Annotated in this window: 15 protein-coding genes; all 15 read right to left on the minus strand. The window is 69.3% G+C overall.

Annotation, left to right across the window (positions count from 1 at the left end; translation table 11 throughout):
* Nucleotides 1-174: 174 nt before the first annotated feature.
* The 15 genes from BKH33_RS11935 to ftsL all read right to left on the minus strand — a co-directional run bounded on the left by BKH33_RS11935 (nucleotide 175) and on the right by ftsL (nucleotide 18,294).
* Entirely contained in the window at nucleotides 175-780 is a 606-nt protein-coding gene (locus BKH33_RS11935) for a DivIVA domain-containing protein (protein ID WP_003779839.1), read from the minus strand.
* 165 nt (nucleotides 781-945) lie between these two features.
* Complete coding sequence (locus BKH33_RS11940; RefSeq protein ID WP_003779834.1) at nucleotides 946-1,254, minus strand: YggT family protein; 309 nt, start codon at nucleotides 1,252-1,254, stop codon at nucleotides 946-948.
* Between the two features lie 12 nt (nucleotides 1,255-1,266).
* Nucleotides 1,267-1,731: a cell division protein SepF gene (locus BKH33_RS11945; protein ID WP_003779869.1), complete on the minus strand. Its 465-nt coding sequence runs from the start codon at nucleotides 1,729-1,731 to the stop codon at nucleotides 1,267-1,269.
* Between the two features lie 152 nt (nucleotides 1,732-1,883).
* Nucleotides 1,884-2,702, minus strand: coding sequence for a purine nucleoside phosphorylase YfiH/LACC1 family protein (locus BKH33_RS11950; protein WP_003779859.1), 819 nt, complete (start codon nucleotides 2,700-2,702; stop codon nucleotides 1,884-1,886).
* Between the two features lie 28 nt (nucleotides 2,703-2,730).
* Nucleotides 2,731-4,095: a cell division protein FtsZ gene (gene ftsZ / locus BKH33_RS11955; protein ID WP_171972032.1), complete on the minus strand. Its 1,365-nt coding sequence runs from the start codon at nucleotides 4,093-4,095 to the stop codon at nucleotides 2,731-2,733.
* A gap of 267 nt (nucleotides 4,096-4,362) precedes the next feature.
* Nucleotides 4,363-5,592: a cell division protein FtsQ/DivIB gene (locus BKH33_RS11960; RefSeq protein ID WP_003779872.1), complete on the minus strand. Its 1,230-nt coding sequence runs from the start codon at nucleotides 5,590-5,592 to the stop codon at nucleotides 4,363-4,365.
* Nucleotides 5,589-7,166: a UDP-N-acetylmuramate--L-alanine ligase gene (locus BKH33_RS11965; protein WP_003779836.1), complete on the minus strand. Its 1,578-nt coding sequence runs from the start codon at nucleotides 7,164-7,166 to the stop codon at nucleotides 5,589-5,591. Before BKH33_RS11965 ends, BKH33_RS11960 begins: the two co-directional genes overlap by 4 nt.
* The gene (locus BKH33_RS11970; RefSeq protein ID WP_003779871.1) at nucleotides 7,163-8,422 is read right to left on the minus strand and encodes a UDP-N-acetylglucosamine--N-acetylmuramyl-(pentapeptide) pyrophosphoryl-undecaprenol N-acetylglucosamine transferase; all 1,260 of its coding nucleotides are present in this window, start codon (nucleotides 8,420-8,422) and stop codon (nucleotides 7,163-7,165) included. Before BKH33_RS11970 ends, BKH33_RS11965 begins: the two co-directional genes overlap by 4 nt.
* Nucleotides 8,406-9,734, minus strand: a complete 1,329-nt coding sequence (locus BKH33_RS11975) for an FtsW/RodA/SpoVE family cell cycle protein (RefSeq protein ID WP_003779846.1) — start codon at nucleotides 9,732-9,734, stop codon at nucleotides 8,406-8,408. The genes BKH33_RS11970 and BKH33_RS11975 overlap by 17 nt, the downstream gene beginning before the upstream one ends.
* A 356-nt stretch (nucleotides 9,735-10,090) precedes the next feature.
* On the minus strand, nucleotides 10,091-11,677 hold the full coding sequence (gene murD, locus BKH33_RS11980; protein ID WP_081392118.1) for a UDP-N-acetylmuramoyl-L-alanine--D-glutamate ligase: 1,587 nt from the start codon (nucleotides 11,675-11,677) through the stop codon (nucleotides 10,091-10,093).
* A gap of 95 nt (nucleotides 11,678-11,772) precedes the next feature.
* On the minus strand, nucleotides 11,773-12,873 hold the full coding sequence (mraY, locus tag BKH33_RS11985) for a phospho-N-acetylmuramoyl-pentapeptide-transferase (RefSeq protein WP_003779851.1): 1,101 nt from the start codon (nucleotides 12,871-12,873) through the stop codon (nucleotides 11,773-11,775).
* Nucleotides 12,870-14,336, minus strand: a complete 1,467-nt coding sequence (locus tag BKH33_RS11990) for a UDP-N-acetylmuramoyl-tripeptide--D-alanyl-D-alanine ligase (protein ID WP_043538544.1) — start codon at nucleotides 14,334-14,336, stop codon at nucleotides 12,870-12,872. Before BKH33_RS11990 ends, mraY begins: the two co-directional genes overlap by 4 nt.
* Nucleotides 14,321-15,907 (minus strand): UDP-N-acetylmuramoyl-L-alanyl-D-glutamate--2,6-diaminopimelate ligase, encoded by a 1,587-nt coding sequence (locus BKH33_RS11995; protein ID WP_003779865.1) that lies wholly within the window; start codon nucleotides 15,905-15,907, stop codon nucleotides 14,321-14,323. The genes BKH33_RS11990 and BKH33_RS11995 overlap by 16 nt, the downstream gene beginning before the upstream one ends.
* A 107-nt stretch (nucleotides 15,908-16,014) precedes the next feature.
* Nucleotides 16,015-17,814, minus strand: coding sequence for a peptidoglycan D,D-transpeptidase FtsI family protein (locus tag BKH33_RS12000; RefSeq protein WP_076072242.1), 1,800 nt, complete (start codon nucleotides 17,812-17,814; stop codon nucleotides 16,015-16,017).
* A gap of 6 nt (nucleotides 17,815-17,820) precedes the next feature.
* Nucleotides 17,821-18,294, minus strand: coding sequence for a cell division protein FtsL (ftsL, locus tag BKH33_RS12005; RefSeq protein WP_003779837.1), 474 nt, complete (start codon nucleotides 18,292-18,294; stop codon nucleotides 17,821-17,823).
* Nucleotides 18,295-18,376: the final 82 nt, after the last annotated feature.

Consider the following 18,376-nt stretch of genomic DNA (forward strand, 5'->3'; position numbering starts at 1 on the left):
AAGGGCGGCGACCCGCGCGGGTCGCCGCCCTTCGTAGAAGGCCGTGTCAGAGACGACTGAAGAAGCCGGACCATCCTCGGCAGGTGGGAGCCACAGCACTCAGAGGGCCAGTGCTCTCAGTGCTGAGGAGTTGGCGTCGGGAGACGATCACGGCAGAGGGGATCCTTGACAGGATCACAAGCCGGAGATGGAGCTCTCGCCACCATCCTCGACGTTGGTCAGCAGGTTCTGCAGGTAGCTCTTGAGACGGGTGCGGTAGTCGGACTCGAAGCGCCGCAGCTCGTCGATCTTCTGCTCGAGGGCGGAACGCTCCTTCTCCAGCTGGGCCAGGGTACGGTTGCGCTGGTCCTCTGCCTCACGCACGATCTGCTCACCGGTGGAGCGGGCCTCGGTGACGATGCGCTCGCCCTCGGCCTTGCCGTTGGCGACGTGCTCGTCGTGGAGACGCTGAGCCAGCTCGAGCATGCCGGAGGCAGCGGCCGGCCCCTGGCCACCGGACTCGCCGGAGACGGCCGGCATCGAAACGGCAGGCTCGGCCTGAACCGGAGAGACGGGAGAAGCGGGGGCGGCGGGGATGGAAGCTCCCTCGCCGAGCTGCGCCACTCGCCGGTTGGCGGCCTCGAGCTTGGCCTTGAGGTCGGCGTTCTCAGCCTCCAGCTGACGCATGGCCTCGACTACCTCGTCGAGGAACTCGTCGACCTCGTCCTGCTCGTAGCCCTCACGGAACTTGGTCGCCTGGAACTTTTTGTTGAGGACGTCGTCTGCTGTCAGCAGCGTCATGGGTCGTCACCTCGGTGTCGTTACGGATAAGGTCACGAGCACCGGGCATCCGGTCACTCATGCGGACAGAGTACCTGAACTCGAGGTTCAGGCCACATCAAGCGCGCTATCTCACGCTGACGTGAGGACAGCACTCTAGCGGTTCATTCACGACTTGACACCTGATCAGGTGAGAAGGCTGACGAGAAGTCTGAGGAACCACTGGATGATCCAGATCCCGAAGACCAGGACCAGGAAACTCAGGTCGATACCGACCCCTCCCAGGCGTGCCATGGGAACCCACCGACGGATCAGTCGCAGAGGCGGATCCGTCAGCGCGTAGACGAAGTTGGCCAGCACCAGGACGACTCCCTGAGGACGCCACTGGCGGGCGAAGACCTGAATCCAGTCGAGCACGACCCTGACCAGGAGGATGAGGAAGTACAGGCTCAGAATGCTCGACAGGATCGAGGCCAGCAAAGAGACAAGGGTCACGTCTCAGTCAGCTCAGCTCTGATTGAAGAAGCGGCCGCGAGCCTCGGCGACCTCACCACCGTCGATCTCGACACTGGCAGGGGTCAGCAGGAACACCCGCGGGGTGACTCGCTCGATGGCGCCGTGCAGACCGAAGACCAGACCGGCGGAGAAGTCAACCATGCGACGTGCGTCCGACTCGCTCATGCCGGTGAGATTGATGATGACGGGAACGCCGTCACGGAAGGACTCGCCGATGATCCTGGCCTCGTTGTAGGTCGATGGGTGCACCGTGACGATACGGCGAAGGTCAGGGGCGGCGGCGACGGGCTCGGGCGCAGCCGGGGCGGAGAAATCCTCGTACCCCTCGTCGACGAAGTCCTGCTCGTGCTCCTGCACGGCGTAACCCGCGTCGGCAGCCTCATAGCTGTCCTCGTAGGTCTCCTCCTCCGGCTCCGAGTAGCCGAGGAAACTGGTCATACTGCGCAGCGCGCCCATTTATCGCTCCTTGGTTCGTCCGGTCCCCTGCGTTCCGGATGTGCTGCGACGGTATCCGTCACCGCAACATCGCACGGGGACCTCAGCCCGGCGTGTCCCCCACCTCAGGCTTCAAGAAGGTCACGCCCAGGAAGTATTCAGTCGTCTGGACGTCATCTCGGGACCACGACGCCGGCCAGCCGCCCGGTCGTTCCGTCCCGTCGAAAGGAGTAGAAGTGCGGGTCCTCGTAGGTGCACCAATGGCCCGCGCTGATATGTCCGACTCCAGCGCGCTCGAGCTGCGCCAGGACGCCTGCCGCGACATCAAGGCCGGGGGTGCCCCATGACGTTCGTGAGGCGCAGGCCGGTTCGCGCTGCGCGGACAGCGCGCGCATGTCATCGGGGACCTCGTAGCAGGAGCCGCAGATCGACGGCCCGACGGCGGCCCAGAGGTCAGCAGGATCCACTCCGGCGCCCTGCAGGACGTCAATCGTTGCGGGGACGATGCCGTCGAGCATGCCTCGACGCCCGGCATGGACAGCCGCCACCAGGCTGCCGTCTCGGGAGGACAGGAGGAGCGGCACGCAGTCGGCCACGAGGACGCAGCATCCGGCGGGAGCGCCGGCTACCCGAGAGTCCAGGACGAGCGCGTCCGCTGTGGGGACCTGCTCCGCCCGGGCCGCGGCCACGACACTGGAGTGGACCTGATTCATCCAGGCCAGGTGCTGGTCCCGGTCGAGCCCGAGGAGATCCTCCAGCCGTCTGCGGTGACGATGAACGCGCTGCGGGTCGTCTCCGACATGGAGAGCCAGATTCCATCCCTCGTAGATGCTCGCCTCGCGCCCGTCAAGGCTCCAAGCCCGCGCGTCGCCATCATGTCCGCCTAGGGGTGAGGTCCCCCGCAGGCCGCGGGTGGTGAAGTACCCGCGAGCTCCAGGACCCAGATCCACCTCGATCAGGTCAGAGACCTGATCGAGGCTCGCGTCACGCATGCCTGAGCGTCCTCAACGCTCGCATCACTCAGCGCAGGAAATCGGGGAGGTCAATACCATCGTCATCGGCGTCGACACCAATGACCTGGGGAACCTCGAGATCAGGGACCGACTGCTGGGCCGGCACGGAACCGTAAGAGCTGTAGGAGTCATCCACGTAGGCCGGCATGCTTCCGGAGGACAGCGCCTCAGCCGCACTCACCTCCGACAGGTGAGCGGCAACCGCCGGCGAGGACGGCGCCGGAGCCAGCGGGACCGGACGGGTGACGGGGTTCTGCGCAGCATGAGCCCCGCCGCGAGGAGCGGGGGCCGGCGGCAGGTCATCGACCGGGGAGGAGGGAACCGGAGGAACCGCAGCTCGGGACAGGCGGGTCACAGGGTCGGCCAGGCCCCCCACTACCGGCTCGGAGTCGAAGCCGGCAGCGATAACCGTCACCCGGACCTCGTCGCCCAGAGCACCGTCGACGACGTTTCCGACGATGATGTTCGCCTCGGGGTGGACGGCCTCGCGAACGAGGTTGGCGGCCTCGTTCATCTCGAACAGCCCCAGGTCGGAGCCGCCCTGGAAGAAGAGCAGCACACCGTGGGCGCCGTCGATCGAGGTCTCCAGCAGCGGCGACGCGATGGCCTCCTCGGTGGCCGTGATCGCACGTCCCTCGCCGGTGGCCGAACCGATACCCATGAGCGCACTGCCGGCGCCCTGCATGACGGACTTGACGTCGTTGAAGTCGACGTTGATGAGACCGGGCGTGGTGATGAGCTCGGTGATGCCCTGAACACCCTGAAGAAGGACCTGGTCCGCCTGCTTGAAGGCGTCCACGACGGAGATGTTCTTGTCGGCGATCTGCAGGAGTCGGTCGTTGGGGATGACGATGAGGGTATCGACTTCCTCACGCAGGGCCTGGACACCGTCCTCGGCCTGAGCCGAGCGGCGACGCCCCTCGAACGAGAAGGGACGGGTCACCACGCCGATGGTCAGCGCGCCGATGCTCTTGGCCAGGCGAGCGACCACGGGCGCGGCCCCGGTACCGGTGCCGCCACCCTCGCCCGCGGTGACGAAGACCATGTCCGACCCATCAAGGGCCTCGCGGATCTCGGACTCGTGATCCTCTGCGGCCTTGCGGCCGATGGCCGGGTCGGCTCCGGCCCCCAGTCCTCGAGTCAGATCACGTCCGACATCAAGCTTGACGTCGGCGTCGGACATGAGCAGCGCCTGGGCGTCGGTGTTCACGGCGATGAACTCGACGCCACGCAGATCGGCCTCGATCATTCGGTTGACGGCGTTGACGCCGCCACCACCGACGCCGACGACCTTGATCTCTGCCTGGTAGTGCTGTGCGTCGTCCACAGCCATGCTCTCGACCACTGGCGTCCCCTCCGCGAGTTTCGTCATGAGCCCTCTGGCGAGGACTCCCCTCGAACCTCAACCTAAAGTTAAGGTCTATACTTATGTCATTCTTTGAATGACTGGCTTAACGCTATGAGACTTCCGCGACCTCGAGACGCATTGAAGCCCGGCGTGTTCGTGTGCAGTTGCCTGCGGATTTCCTGCTATATCACTGCAACTTGCCTGCAATTAACCTGAAGACCGGCGATGTGCGGCCCCGTCTCCGTAGCCGGGTGCCCGGCGGAACCGCTGAGCCGCGATCCGCCGGGGCGCTCAGGACGCCTGCGGTGTCGTCGCCGACGCCGCGCCGTCCGCGGATCGTGTGGTGGGGCGGTGCGGCGAGGAGACGTCGTAAATGGACGCGCTGGTGGTCATGAGGGTCGCCAGAACCCGTGCCTTGAGCTCGTTGTCCTGGGTGTCCCCCCACACCACGCTGGCGCCGTTGGACATGGTGAGCGTGACCTGTCCGGCCTCGGTAGCGCTCCCGCTGGCAACCTGGGCAAGAGTCTGCGGCGTGAGCGACCCCACCACCTGGGTGACGGCCGCGACCTGCTTGGCTGAGATCGTCTGCGACCCGGACGCCCCGTCGGTCTTGTCAGGCACGATGGTCACCAGACCCGACGGCGCCTCGGGGACCCGTTCAAGGACCACGGCCTCGTTGTCGAGGACCTGGTAGCCGTCCGCTCCCTGAACGGTGGCCACCGGCACCCTCATCGTCAGCTGCACCCGTAGTCCGCGAGGCCAGGACCTGGTCACCTGCGCCTGACGCACCCGGACCAGCTTGTCGCTCACCTGGGTGGAGAGCCGCCCGGTGTCCAGACGCAGTAACGAGTCACCCGTATAGGGCGCCAGGACATCGCGAACCTGCTTGTCCGAGACACTGCCGTCCGATCCGGCGACGGAGATCCTCTGGGGCTGCAGCCCCAGAAGGGGTGAGAAGAGCAGGGCCCAGGTCGCCAGAGCGACGACGAGCACGACGATGGCGGCGGTCGTCACTCGGCGCAGACGCAGCCGGCGCAGAGCCTGCTGACGCTCCTTGAGACGGTCGGCGAGCCCGGTGGAGACGACCCGGTCATCTCCACGAGGCAGTGCGACCTGCCGACGGCCGAAGACGGTCAGCTCGGCGCCGGGCGCGCTCTCGGGGCTCCGGCTCGACTTGGACGAGGCGTCGGGCGAGTCACCACCGGTCCGCTTCCCGGAGACGGCTGGGCGTGCGCCCCCCTTGGAGGAAGCCGTTCTCGCCGTACCCCTGGGAGAACTCGCTGCCGCACCGGCTCCCGGCGCTCGAGGTCGCCGGGCCGGGCCGACCGCCCCAGCCGGCTCGGTCTCCCGCTGAGCCTGTGAAGCCTGCGGGGATCTCCTCGTACCATTCTGCCCGGCCCCGCCCTGCCCTGAGCGAGCAGGACGCGCGCGCCGGTTGCCTGAGCGGCGCGGAGGAATGCTGGCCGGGGTCCCCTCAGAACGGTTGGACGGCTCGGGGCGCGGCGCCGAGGGCTTTCTCATGCGTGCCCACCTCGCCGCGTGGGCGAACCAGGTGCACCACCCTCGCGGGTCGCCAAGTCGGACAGGACGGTGGTAGCGAGCTCGGTGACGTCACCGGCACCGACCGTCAGCAGCAGGTCGCCGGGACGGGCCTGCGCGGCCAGCGCGTGGGCGGCCTCCAGACGATCCGCGACGAAGGTGGCTCTGCCACCGGGAACCCGCTGGACGACCGTGTCCCCGGTGACGTCGGGGAAGTCCGCCTGGATCTCCCTGGCCGGATAGACGTCTGCGACGACGACGGTGTCGGCCAGGCCCAGTGCCTGCCCGAAGCGGTCGGCGAAGGCCCTGGTGCGGGAGAACAGGTGCGGTTGGAAGAGCACCAGGACCCGGCCACCGCGCTCCTGAGCGACCTCCCGCGCCGTGCGCAGCAGCGCCTCGATCTCGGTGGGGTGGTGGGCGTAGTCGTCAATGACGCGGACGCCGTCGGCTTGTCCCCGGTCCTCGAAGCGCCGCCCCGTCCCCCCGAAGGAGCCCAGGGCACGGGCCATCTCAGCCGGTTCGACACCGAGCTCGATGCCAGCGGCCCAGGCGCCGCCGGCGTCGAGGGCCACGTGGTCACCGGGCACGGCCAGCACCAGCTCGACCTGGCTCTGGACCTGTTCCCCCGCGCGGGCGCTGCCGCTGCGCTCCGGCTCCGCCGCCCTGATCAGGGTCAGCCGTGCACGGGTGGAGGCCGCGCCGCGTTCCTGGATCGCCAGGTGGACGTGCCCCTCCCCCACCAGCATCCCGCCAGGCAGGGTGTCGAGGCCTCCGAAGGAGTAGGTGACTACGCGCAGCCCTTCCGCGGCCGCGGTGCGTGCCAGGCGCAGCGAGCCGGGGTCGGCGGCGCAGGCGACCAGGAGCCCCCCGGGGACCAGGCGGTGGGCGAAGTCGACGAAGGCCGCCTCGAAGGCCTCGGTGGTGCCGTAGGTGTCGAGGTGGTCGGGCTCGACGTTGGTGACGATCTCCACGCGGGGCGTGTAGTTGAGAAAGGAGCGGTCGGACTCGTCGGCCTCAGCCACCAGGGAGGAGCCACCGCCCAGGTGGGCCCCGGTGCCCAGGGCCCGCACGACCCCGCCGATGGCGAAGGAGGGATCGGCCCCGGCGTCCGTCAGGGCCTCAGCGAGCATGCCCGAGGTCGTCGTCTTGCCGTGCGCACCGGCCACGGCGACGAAGTCCAGCCCCTGGGCGGCCAGGGCAAGGGCTTGCGAGCGATGGATGACCTCCTGGTCCCGGCGACGGGCCTCAGCGAGCTCGGGGTTGGTCCCCTTGATCGCGGTGGAGACCACGACGGTGCTCCCTGCGGGAACATTCGCGGCGTCATGGCCCAGGTGAGTCGTGATGCCCAGGTCGGAGAGGTGGTCGAAGGCGGGTGAGCCGTGGGCGTCCGACCCCGATACCCGGGCGCCGCGAGCGGCGAGAAGCTGGGCGACGACGCTCATACCCGCTCCCCCGATGCCGATGAGGTGGAATGACCTGTCGGTGAGCGTGTGGCGGTCGGCACCGGTCTGCTGAGAGCCGGTGCGGGAGGTGGGCTGCTGTGTCGGGGCGGTCATGCCGCGTTCTCCTCGTCGGTGGGAGTGTTGTTGGTGGAGGCGCACTGCTGGATGAGGGCGCCCAATCGGGCCGCCGCGTCCTGGACGCCGGTGGAGGCGGCAGCCCGGGCCATGGCAGCCTGACGCGCGGGGTCGGAGACGAGCACCGTGAAGTCGAGGATGTCGGAGGGCTTGAGGTCGGCATCGAGCACCATGCGCCCGCCCCCGGAGGCCAGGACGTCAGCGGCGTTGAGGCGCTGCTCGCCGTTTCCGATCGGGAGGGGCACGTAGAGCGCCGGTAGTCCCAGGGCGGTGATCTCCGCAACCGTTCCGGCTCCGGAGCGGCACAGGACCCCGTCGGCGCAGGCGTAGGCCTGTTCCATCGTGGTCAGATAGTCCAGCACGTGATAGCGCTCGGTCAGATCCTCCGGTGCGCCGGCGGCAACCGCCGCCTCCAGGGCGGCGCGCACGGGGGCGTCCTTGTCCTTGCCGGTCAGGTGCAGCACCTGCAGGCCAGCGGGCAGGGAGTCCAAGGACTCGCTGAGGACCTCGTTGAGGTGCTGGGCTCCCAGAGAGCCGCCCGTCACCAGGAGCGTGGGCATGTCGGGGTCGAGTCCCAGCGCCTGGGCGCCGTCGACGCGGGCACGATGAGTCCCCTCAGTGGTGGAGCGCTGCGTCACCAGGTCGGCGATGGCCGGGCGCAGTGGCAGCCCGGTCACCTCGGTACGCCCCTTGGAGGCCTTGAGGCGGGTCGATGCGAAGGTCAGCGCCACCGCTTGGGCCCAGGACGCCCCCAGGCGGTTGGCCAGGCCGGGGCGGGCGTTCTGCTCGTGGATGACGACCGGCACGCCGGCCTTCCGGGCGGCCAGGTAGGCGGGGGTGGAGACGTATCCGCCGAAGCCGACGACGACGTCGGCCTTCACGGCCTCGATGGCCTCGGTGGCTGCGCTGATCGCTTTTCCCAGCCGGTGCGGCAGACGCAGCAGGTCCCCGCTGGGGCGTCGAGGCAGGGGGACCCGGGGAACCAGGGCCAGCTCGAAGCCGGCCTCGGGAACCAGGCGGTTCTCCAGCCCCTCGGCGGTCCCCAGGACGAGGATCTGCGTGCGGGGGTCACCTCCCAGCGCCGGGTCCTGCAGGGCCGCGGCCGTGGCCAGCAACGGGTTGACGTGGCCGGCGGTGCCTCCACCGGCCAGCAGCACCCGCAGGGGCCGGGGGCGCTCCTGCCGGCTCGGCTGCATCTGGCTGGGAGAGCCTGCGGTCTCACTTGTCTCGGGCACGGTTCCTCCTTGGGACAATGACTGCCAGGGAACGACGCAGCGCCCCGGGACTCGTGGACAGGGCCTCCTGCGCGCCGGGTTCGTGGCGGGCGAAGGCGAGAAGCACTCCAATGGCCAGGAGGACCGAGACCAGGGCGGTTCCTCCACGGCTGACGAGAGGGAGCGGGACGCCCAGCACCGGCAGCGCACCGGTGACGACCCCCATGTTGATGATCGCCTGCCCCACGATCCACGCACCGATGGCCGAGGACGTGGCCACGACGTAGGTGGAGGTGTGACGCCTCATCAGACGTAGGCAGCAGGCGCCGATGGCGGCGAACAGGGCAATGACGACGAGGGTGCCCACCAGCCCGAACTCCTCACCGAGCACGGCGAAGATGTAGTCGGAGTCGGCCTGGGTGAGGTAGCCCCACTTCTGACGCGAGGAGCCGGGGCCCACACCGAACCATCCGCCGGTTCCCAGCGCCCACATGCCGTGCTTGGGCTGGTAACCCACACCTGTGGGGTCCGCCCCCTCGGGATGGATCCAGGCGACGATGCGAGCGCGTCGGTTGGCGCTGAGCATCGAGGCCCCGGTAAACATGACCATACCGAGCGCCCCCAGGAGGGCGAACCATCGTTTCCTCAGGCCCCCCACCCACAGAGCACCCGCAACGATGAGGACCAGGATGATGACGGTTCCCAGGTCCTGGCCTCCGAATACGGCCAGGATCGCGATACCGACGCCGGCCCAGCCCGCCGACACGGTCCGGTCCCGGCGCCCGGCCGTGTACCAGGTCACCAGCGTGCCCAGTACCAGGGCGAGGGCCACCTTGATGAACTCCGAGGGCTGAGCCGTACCGACTCCTGGAACCAGGATCCAGTTGCGATTGCCGTAGACGTTGACGCCGATGGGGGTGAAGACCAGGCACTGCATGGCGATCGTCAGTCCCAGCACCGCCCAGGCGATACGGCGGAACCAGGACAGTGGCATGCGGGAGACCCCCACCATGCCCAGGGTCCCCACGACGGCGAAGACGAGGTACTTGGCGAAGTCGGTGAAGGCGTTGCCCCCATTGGCGGCTACTGTCACCGACTGCACGGAGAAGACCATGATGAGTCCGAAGGTCTCCAGCACCAGGGTGGAGATGAGCAGGCAGTAGTAGGTCAGAGTGACCTGCTCGGAGCTCTGGGCGGAGTCGGCGGCACCGTCCGACCGACGCCGGCGAACCCCTTGTGAGGCGCCGTCGGGCTCGGAGTCAGTGGCGCCGTCCCAGGGGCGGGAGAGACGCTCGCCCCAGCTCGCCAGGCGCTTGCTCCAGGCCGCACGCATCCGACCGATCCGGCCGGTGGCCTGCGATCCGATGGCCTTCGACGGGGTCCTCGATGAGGCCGGCGAGGAGGACTGGGACGAGGCGGTGCCTGTCCGTCGTCTCGGCGAACTCGACGACGGCTGAGACCTGGCCGAGCGCGATGCGGGCTGCTTACCGGCTCCTGCCTGTTTCCGCGCCTGCTTCCCAGACTTCTTGGAGGGCCTGGCCGAAGCGTCCCGAGCCCTGGCCTGGTCCCGCTTGCGGCCGGTCTTGTGACCGCTTCCAGACTGTTGTGGCGCACGCCCGGAGACCGCCGAGGAGCCTGACGAGGAGGGCGTCGACGAGCGAGGGGCTGTGGCCGAGGGGGACCCGGTCTTCACAGCTTCTCCTGGACGCCGGAGGCGTCCGTGGTCTCGGGGGAGCCGCCGCCGGCGTAGGCCCTGGCGGCGGTGGCGAACAGGTCGCCGCGCTGGGCGTAGGAGGTGAACTGGTCCCAGGAGGCGCAGGCCGGAGCCAGCATGACGGTGTCGCCGCTGCGGGCCATGGTTCCGGCTGCCTCCACCGCCGCGGCACTGACCTGCTCAGGCGCGGCGTGGCTGATACGGGTGACTGCCAGTCCCGGTGCCTCCTTCTCCAGGGCGGCCAGGATGTCGCTCTGGTCCTTGCCGATGACGACGGCACCGCGCAGGTGGGGTCTCACTGTGCGCACCAGGTCGAAGAACTGGGCGCCCTTGGTGTCACCACCGCAGATCCAGACGCCGGTTCCCTGCGGCAGAGAGGTCAGCGCGGCCTCGGCGGAGTGCGGGTTGGTGGCCTTGGAGTCGTCGACCCAGGTGACGCCGCCCGCCTCGGCGACGGTGACGATCCGGTGGGCTCCGGGGCTGTAGTGGCGCAGGCCCGATGCGACCGCCTCGGCGTCGACCCCGGCCGCGCGGGCCAGAGCGGCTGCAGCCAGGGCGTCGGCGAGCAGGTGAGCGGGCAGGTTCTCGGCGCGACCCCCCGGCGCCAGGTGCGCCAGGTCAGCGGTGGTGGCGAGCTCGACGCCGCTGGAGCGGCGCTCGGCGTGGAAGGCCCGATCCACCAGCAGGTCCTCGACCATGCCGACCTGTCCCAGCCCCGGCGTGGTCAGGGTGAAGCCGACAGCCCGACAGCCCTCGACGACATCGGCCTGACGGACCATGTCCTCGGTGGCGCTGTCGGCGAGGTTGTAGACGGCGGCGAGCCGGGTGCGGGCATAGACACGGGCCTTGTCCGCGGCGTAGGCCTCCAGGCCCCCGTGCCAGTCGAGGTGATCGGCGGCCAGGTTGAGGCAGACCGAGGCCAGGGGCGACAGGGTGCGGGTGGTGTGGAGCTGGAAGCTGGACAGCTCCACGGCCAGGGCGTCAGCGCTGCCCGCCAGTACCGTCTCGATGACGGGGGTGCCGATGTTGCCGACGGCGGGGGCAGTGAGCCCCTGGGCCTGAAGGATGGCCGAGAGCATGCTCACCGTCGTGGTCTTGCCGTCCGTGCCGGTCAGCGCGAGCCAGGGGACGTCCGGGCGGGAGGAGTCCCGCTGAAGTCTCCAGGCCAGCTCGATCTCGCTCCAGGTCTCGATACCGGCCGCCTCAGCGGTGCGCAGGACCGGACCGGTGGCCGGGACCCCGGGCGAGACGATCAGGAGCCGCGCCGGGGAGTCCGCCAGGGCGGCCGCGGTCGCCTCGCTGCCGGCCACGGTGGCTGAGACCACGGAGGTGGCCAGGATGCCGTGGGCAGAGGCGTCCAGTGCCTCGATGGAGGCCTCCTGGCTGTCGAAGAGGTGGAGGCGTGCCCCCAGGGTGGCCAGGGCCTCGGCGACGGCGCGCCCGGTGCGTCCGAGCCCGACGACGGCCACGTGGGCGCCGTCGAGCTGGTCGCTCAGGGACCCGGCGGAGCCGGTAACGGCGCCGCCGGTCGGTTCACCGGGGACTTCAGTCAGACTGGTCACGGTGCGGGTTCACGCTCCTGGTTCTTCACTGCTTCTCGCCGGATCCCCGGCGGGAAGGCTCTGCATCAATGGTTCCTCGGTCCTGACGGCCCGGATCATCCGAAGATGAGCTGACGCAGGTACTCGGCGTAGAAGAGCCCGAGTCCCGCGATGACGCACAGGCCTGCGATGATCCAGAAGCGGATCACCACGTTGACCTCGGTCCATCCTCCCAGTTCGAAGTGGTGATGCAGTGGAGCCATGCGGAAGACGCGTCGGCCTGTCGACTTGAACGAGACGATCTGGATGATGTCACTCATGACCTCGGCCAGGAAGAGCCCGCCCAGGATAACGGCGAGGAACTCGGTACGGGTCAGGATCGACAGCCCCGCGACCGCCCCTCCCAGGGCCAGGGAACCGGTGTCCCCCATGAAGATCTTGGCCGGTGATGCGTTCCACCACAGAAACCCGAAGCAGGCCCCCATGAGGGCGGCGGCGATCATCGCCAGGTCACGGGGATCCCGGACCTGGTAGCAGGTGGTGGGAACCATGGTGTCGTGGCCGTAGTTGCAGGACTGGTTGGTCTGCCACACGCCGATGAGCGTGTAGGCGCCGAAGACCATGGCCGATGCCCCCGCGGCCAGCCCATCAAGGCCGTCGGTGAGGTTGACGGCGTTGGACCAGGCGGTGATGAGGAAGTTCGCCCACAGAATGAACAGGATGAGTCCGACGACGCTGCCGGCGAAGGCCAGGTTGATCGCCGAGTCCCGGGCGAAGGAGATCCGGGTGGAGCCGGGGGTGAGCCCGTTGCGGTCCGCGAAGTGCAGCGCCGCCACCGAGAAGCCGACGCCGATGAGCGCCTGCCCGACGATCTTCTGCCAGGCCCGCAGCCCCAGGGAGCGCTGCTTGGAGATCTTCTCGAAGTCGTCCAGGAAGCCGATGAGTCCGAGCCCGACGACGAGGAAGAGCAGCAGGACCCCGGAGGCGCGCGGTGTGCGCAGCTGGCTGAGGTTGGCCAGGGTGTATCCCAGGACGGTGGAGATGATGATGACGAGGCCGCCCATGGTCGGCGTACCGCGCTTGGTGAAGTGACCCTGGGGACCGTCCTGGCGGATGAACTGCCCGTACTCCTTGGCGTGGAGGTAGCGGATGAGCAGCGGGGTTCCCAGCAGGGTGCCCACCAGTCCGACCACGCCGGAGATGAGGATGGCGGTCATCGGGGACGTACCTCCTTGAGGTGGTCGGCCAAGCGCCAGGCGCCTGATCCGTTGGAGCCCTTGACCAGGACGGCGTCGCCGTCGGACAGGAGCGCGTCGATCTGGGAGATGGCGGTCGCGGAGTCCTCAAAGCCGACGACCTCGACCCCTCGGGCCCGGGCTGCGTCGAGCGCCTCCTGGGTGGAGCCGATGCCGATGAGCATAGCGGCTCCGGCCTGGGCCGCTAGCTCCCCAGTACGAGCGTGGTCGGCGGCGGAGGACTCCCCCAGCTCGAGCATCTCGGAAACCACGACGACGCGGCGCCGACTGCCGGCCAGAGCCGGCAGCGCGGCCAGCGCGGCCGTCATGGAGTCGATGTTGGCGTTGTAGGAGTCGTCGATAAGGAGAAGATCGCCACTGAGCTCCGACACGTCCATGCGGTGGGGGCTCTCAATGCTGACGGAGCCGAGCCGTTCGGCGATGAGCTCGGGCTCCAGCCCCGCGGCCAGAGCCAGCCCCGCGGCAGCCAGGGCGTTGGCCACGTTGTGGGCGCCGGCCACGGCCAGCTGGACGCGCCGGGGGACGTCGAGCCCGGGCAGGTGGAGGTCGAAGGCCGCGCAAGCGGCCTCATCGAGGACGACGTTCTCGGCCTGCAGGTCGGCGGGCTCACCCTGGGCGGAGAAGGTGAGGACCCGCGCCGGTGCGAGCTCGGCCATCGCGGCGCAACGGGCGTCGTCGGCGTTGAGGATGGCGGTCCCCTCAGGCAGCAGGCCCGCGATGATCTCCGCTTTGGCGGCGGCCACCCCCTCGATGGAGCCGAACCCGCCCATGTGGGCATGGCCGATCATGAGGACCCCGGCCGCGTCCAGGGGCGCGATGTCGGTGAGGTAGGCGATGTGCCCCGATCCGGAGGCGCCCATCTCCAGGACGAGGTAGCGGGTGGACTCGTCGGCCTCCAGCACGGTCAGCGGCAGGCCGATCTCGTTGTTGAAGCTGGCCCTGGGGGCCACCGTGGGGCCGGAGGCGGCCAGGAGCTGACGAGTGAGGTCCTTGGTGGTGGTCTTACCCACCGAGCCGGTCATCGCCACCACGGTGAGCCTCTCGCCGCGATCCACGGCGCCCTGGCGCAGACCGGCCAGGTGGGTGCGGGCCAGGGCACCCAGGGCGACGACGGTGTCCTCCACGAGGACGAGTCCCATGGGCAGGTCCTCAGACTCCGCAGCCTCCGCAGGCTCCACGGACAGCCCGGTCCGGGCTGCCTTCAGGTCGGAGACGATGGCTCCGACGGCACCCAGGGCGCCGGCGGAGCCCAGGTGGGCGTGGCCGTCGGTGCGTTCGCCGTGGACGGCGACAAACAGCGCTCCTGGGGAGGCTTGACGGGAGTCGGTGACGACGGGGCCGGTCACGGTCGCATCCGGGCCGATGAGTCTGCCGCCGACGGCGGCTGCGATCTGACTCAGGCTGAGGTTCATCCCCGTCCCCACTTCTGCTCGACGGCCTCGGCCATCACGGGAGCGTCGTTGTAGCGGATGAACTCACCGGCCGCCTCCAGGAAGGGCTCGTGGCCCTTGCCGGTGACGATGACGGTGTCCTGGGGTCCGCACAGCTCGACCCCGCGGCGTACGGCGTCGCCGCGCCAGGTTGTGATCTCTTCAACGTCCTCTAGATCCGGGCGGACGCTGCGCACCCCCTCCAGGATGGCGTTGCGGATGAGCTGGGGATCCTCGCTGCGGGGGTTCTCGTCAGTGACGACCAGGACGTCCGCCAGGCGGGCGCACACCTCCCCCAGCATCGGCCGCTTGCCCTGGTCGCGATCGCCGTCGGAGCCGAAGACCACGATGAGGCGTCCCGGAGTGATGGGCCGCACGGCCTTGAGGGCCAGCTCCATGGCCTCGGGGGTGTGAGCGAAGTCGACGATGCACAGGCCCCGCTGCCCGTCTCGCTGGCTGATGCGCTGCATGCGGCCCGGGATGTTGTGGGCCCCTGCCAGGGCGGCGGTGGCCGTGGCGGCGGGGACGCCCGCTCGGATGGCCATGACCAGGGCCAGGGCGGCGTTCTGGACGTTGACCAGCCCGGGCAGGGGGCAGGATGCCTCGATCTGCTCGCCGTCGGGCCCGTGGAGGGTGAAGGTGGTGGCGGAGTCGGTCAGGGAGACGGTGGCGTCGCTGACCCACCAGTCGGCGGGGGTGTCTCCGGGGTAGGCGCGCACGCGGTCGATCTCGATGGGCGCCTCGTCGGCGAGGGCCGCGCCCCACCGGTCGTCGACGCACACGACGCCGCGGCGGGCGTGCTCGGGAGTGAACAGCTGCGCCTTGGCCTTCAGGTAGCCCTCCATGGTCTTGTGGAAGTCGAGGTGGTCACGCTGGAGGTTGGTGAAGCCGGCGACATCGACGACGAGGCCGTCAAGGCGGTGCAGGACGATGGCGTGGCTGGAGGCCTCCAGGGAGGCGGCGCCGACCCGGTCCTCCACGGCCAGGGCCATCATCCGCTGCAGGACGGGGGCCTCGACGGTGGTGCGCGGGGACTCCACGGAGCGCTCCCCCACGCGCAGCTCGACGGTCCCGGCGACCATGCATCCACCGACGTGTGCCGACAGGATCGCGTCGAGGAAGTAGGAGGTGGTCGTCTTGCCATTGGTGCCGGTGACGGCGGTGGTGATGAGGCCGCGTGCCGGGTGGTGGTAGACCTCGGCGCTCAGAGGCCCGACGACGGCGCGAGGGTCGTCGTGGACGAGGGCGGGGGTGCCGGGGGCGAGCTCGTGGACGATCTGGGCACCATCGGAGTCGGTCAGGACCGCGACGGCACCGGAGGCGACGGCCTCGGCGGCGAAACGGGCGCCGTGGGCGGTGAAGCCGGGCAGCCCCACGAAGAGCTCACCCGGGGAGGTGTCTCCAGAGTCGACGCTGACCCCCAGAACACTCAGGTCGTTGAGGGCGGCGGAGTCATCAGCTGAAGCGGGAACCAGGGAGAAGCGCTCGCACAGAGTACTGATGGGTATGGGACCATTGGAGCTCGGCCGTAGGGCGGCGGCCGACTCGTAGGCGTGGTTGCTCATAGTTCCTCAATCTATCGCGACCTTCCACTGTCGATCTTCCACAAGAGCCCCTCCGGCACACTTCGCCGGGGTGCTGGTGGTCACGCTCATCTACCTCATGCGCCACCTCATTGGCTCGCGTCCCGCTCCCCGCCGGCGCCGTTGCGCGCGGCCTGGGCCGCCACGACATTCGGGTCGGGGGCGATGTTGAGGGCCTGCATGGCGGCCAGTGCCACCTCCCGGAAGACGGGGGCGGCGACGGTGCCTCCGAAGATGCCCTCGGGCCGGTTGACGATGACGGCGATGGCCAGCGCCGGATTGCGCGCGGGAAGGAAACCGACGAAGGAGGCCACGGTGGAGTCGTCGGTGAGGATCTCGGTGGTTCCGGTCTTGCCGGCCACCAGGTAGCCGTTGATGGAGGCGGACTCGGCGGTACCACCCTCCTGGGTGACGCCGATGAGCATCTCAGTCAGGGTCTTGGCGGTGGCCTCGGAGATCACACGAACGCCCTCGGGGCGGGTCTGGGGGGTCTCCTTGCCGTCGGCGTCGATCCAGGCGTCGATGATGCGCGGGGCCACGCGCACGCCCTTGTTGGCGACGGTGGCCAGCACCTGGAGAGACTGGAGGGTGGTTCCGGCCACGCCCTGTCCGAACATCGTGGTGTAGCGGGTGCGGTCGTCCCAGGAACTGGGCGGGTAGATGATCCCCTCGGACTCGGCCGGCATCTCGATGCCCGTGGCCTCGCCCCAGCCGAAGCGCTTCATGTAGTCGTAGCGGATGTCGTCGGAGACCTTCTCGCCGATCTGGACGGTGCCGACGTTGGAGGACTCCGCCAGGACGCCTGCGGTGGTCATCGACTGGGTCTCGTGCTCGTGGGAGTCCCTGAAGGTCTGCCCGCTGGCCGAGGTCCAGGTGTAGGGGACGTTCCAGGTGTCCTCGGGCTTGACCGCGCCCTCATCCAGGGCGGTGGCGAAGGTGACGACCTTGCCGACGCTTCCGGGCTCGAAGACGGCCTGGACGCTGCGGGCGGTGCGGTTCTCCTCGGAGGTGGCCGAGGGGTCGGAGGGGTCGACGGAGTTGGAGTCGGCCAGGACGACGACCTTGCCGGTGCTCGGCTCCATGGCCATGACGATGCCCCAGTCGGCGTGCTGGGCTGCCACCGTGCGGTCGATGGTCTCCTGGGCGATGGACTGCAGGTCCGGATTGAGGGTGGTGCGCACGGTGGCACCCGCCCTGGCGGGCTGATCCTTCTGCTCACCGGTGGGGATGATGACGCCGCTGCGCCCGATCTCCTCGCTGCCCTTGCCGTCGACGCCGGTGAGGACCTTGTTCTGGGTCAGCTCCAGGCCGGCGGCCCCGATGAGCTCGCGGTTGTGCTCACCCTCGTGGGTGAAGCCCAGGACGTTGCCCGCCACGGTCCCGGCCGGGTAGGTGCGACGGGTGCGCTGGTCGGGCTCGACGCCGGGGATGTCGAGGGCCTTGATCTTGCGCCAGGTGTCAGGAGCGACCTCCTGGGCGATGACCTCGTAGCTCCGATCACCCACGAGCTTGGCCCCGAGCTCGAGGGGATCGACGTTGAGGATCGGGGCGAGCTGGGCGGCGACCGCCGCCGCCCCGTAGCCGACGACGACCTTCTCATTGACACCGGTGGACTCGTTGAGACGCATCTCGGTGCGCTCGTACTGGGCGATGAGCGGCTGGTTGACGCCGATGTCGTAGCTGACTGCCGACGAGGCCAGGACCGTGCCGTCCCGTCCCGTGATGTCTCCCCGGGGAGCCCGGTTGACCCAGGAGACCGTGCGCTCGGCCTTGGCCTTGGCGGCCAGCTTGGGCCCGTTGATCGCCTGGACGTAGACGGTGCGCCCGGACAGGGCCGTGAAGAGCAGCAGGCCTCCGGCCTGGAGCACCTGACGACGCGAGGGGTTCACCGACGCCTACCTCCCGGTCTGGCCGGTCTTGGGAGCGTGGGCCGGGGTGCCCTCGGTGAGCTGGCCCTTGTCGACGTCGACGACGCCGGGCGCGGCGGCGGGCACCATACCAAGATCCTTGGCACGGTCAGCCAGGGCGTCGGGCGCCGAGGCCTCCTGCACCTGGGTACGGAGGGTCTCGACGTGGTCCTCGGCGACGTTGAGCTCGACCTGCTTCTCCTTCATCCGGTAGGCGGTGTCGGCCATCTTGGCGTTGAGGAGCATTGAGGCGATGAGAGCGCCGGCCAGCACCAGGATGATGAGCGTGAGGAAGGGCAGGGAGGACGAGGTCACCGTCGAGGCGCCGCTGATGACTCGCAGCTGGGGCCGGGAGACGGAGCCGGCCTCGGTGCGTCCCTGGGTGCCGGTGGAACCACTTGCCTGGGCGGTACGCCGCGTCGTGATCGGGCGGGTGACTCGAGCAGTGGCGGTGGCGCTCATCGATGTGCCTTCCCTGTGGTGTGTCTGGACTGGTGCGGTTGAAGAAGTAGTGAGAGATGAGGTTGAGGTTGAGACTTGCGGT

This window comes from Actinomyces naeslundii (genome assembly GCF_001956585.1).
GTDB classification, from domain to species: domain Bacteria; phylum Actinomycetota; class Actinomycetes; order Actinomycetales; family Actinomycetaceae; genus Actinomyces; species Actinomyces naeslundii.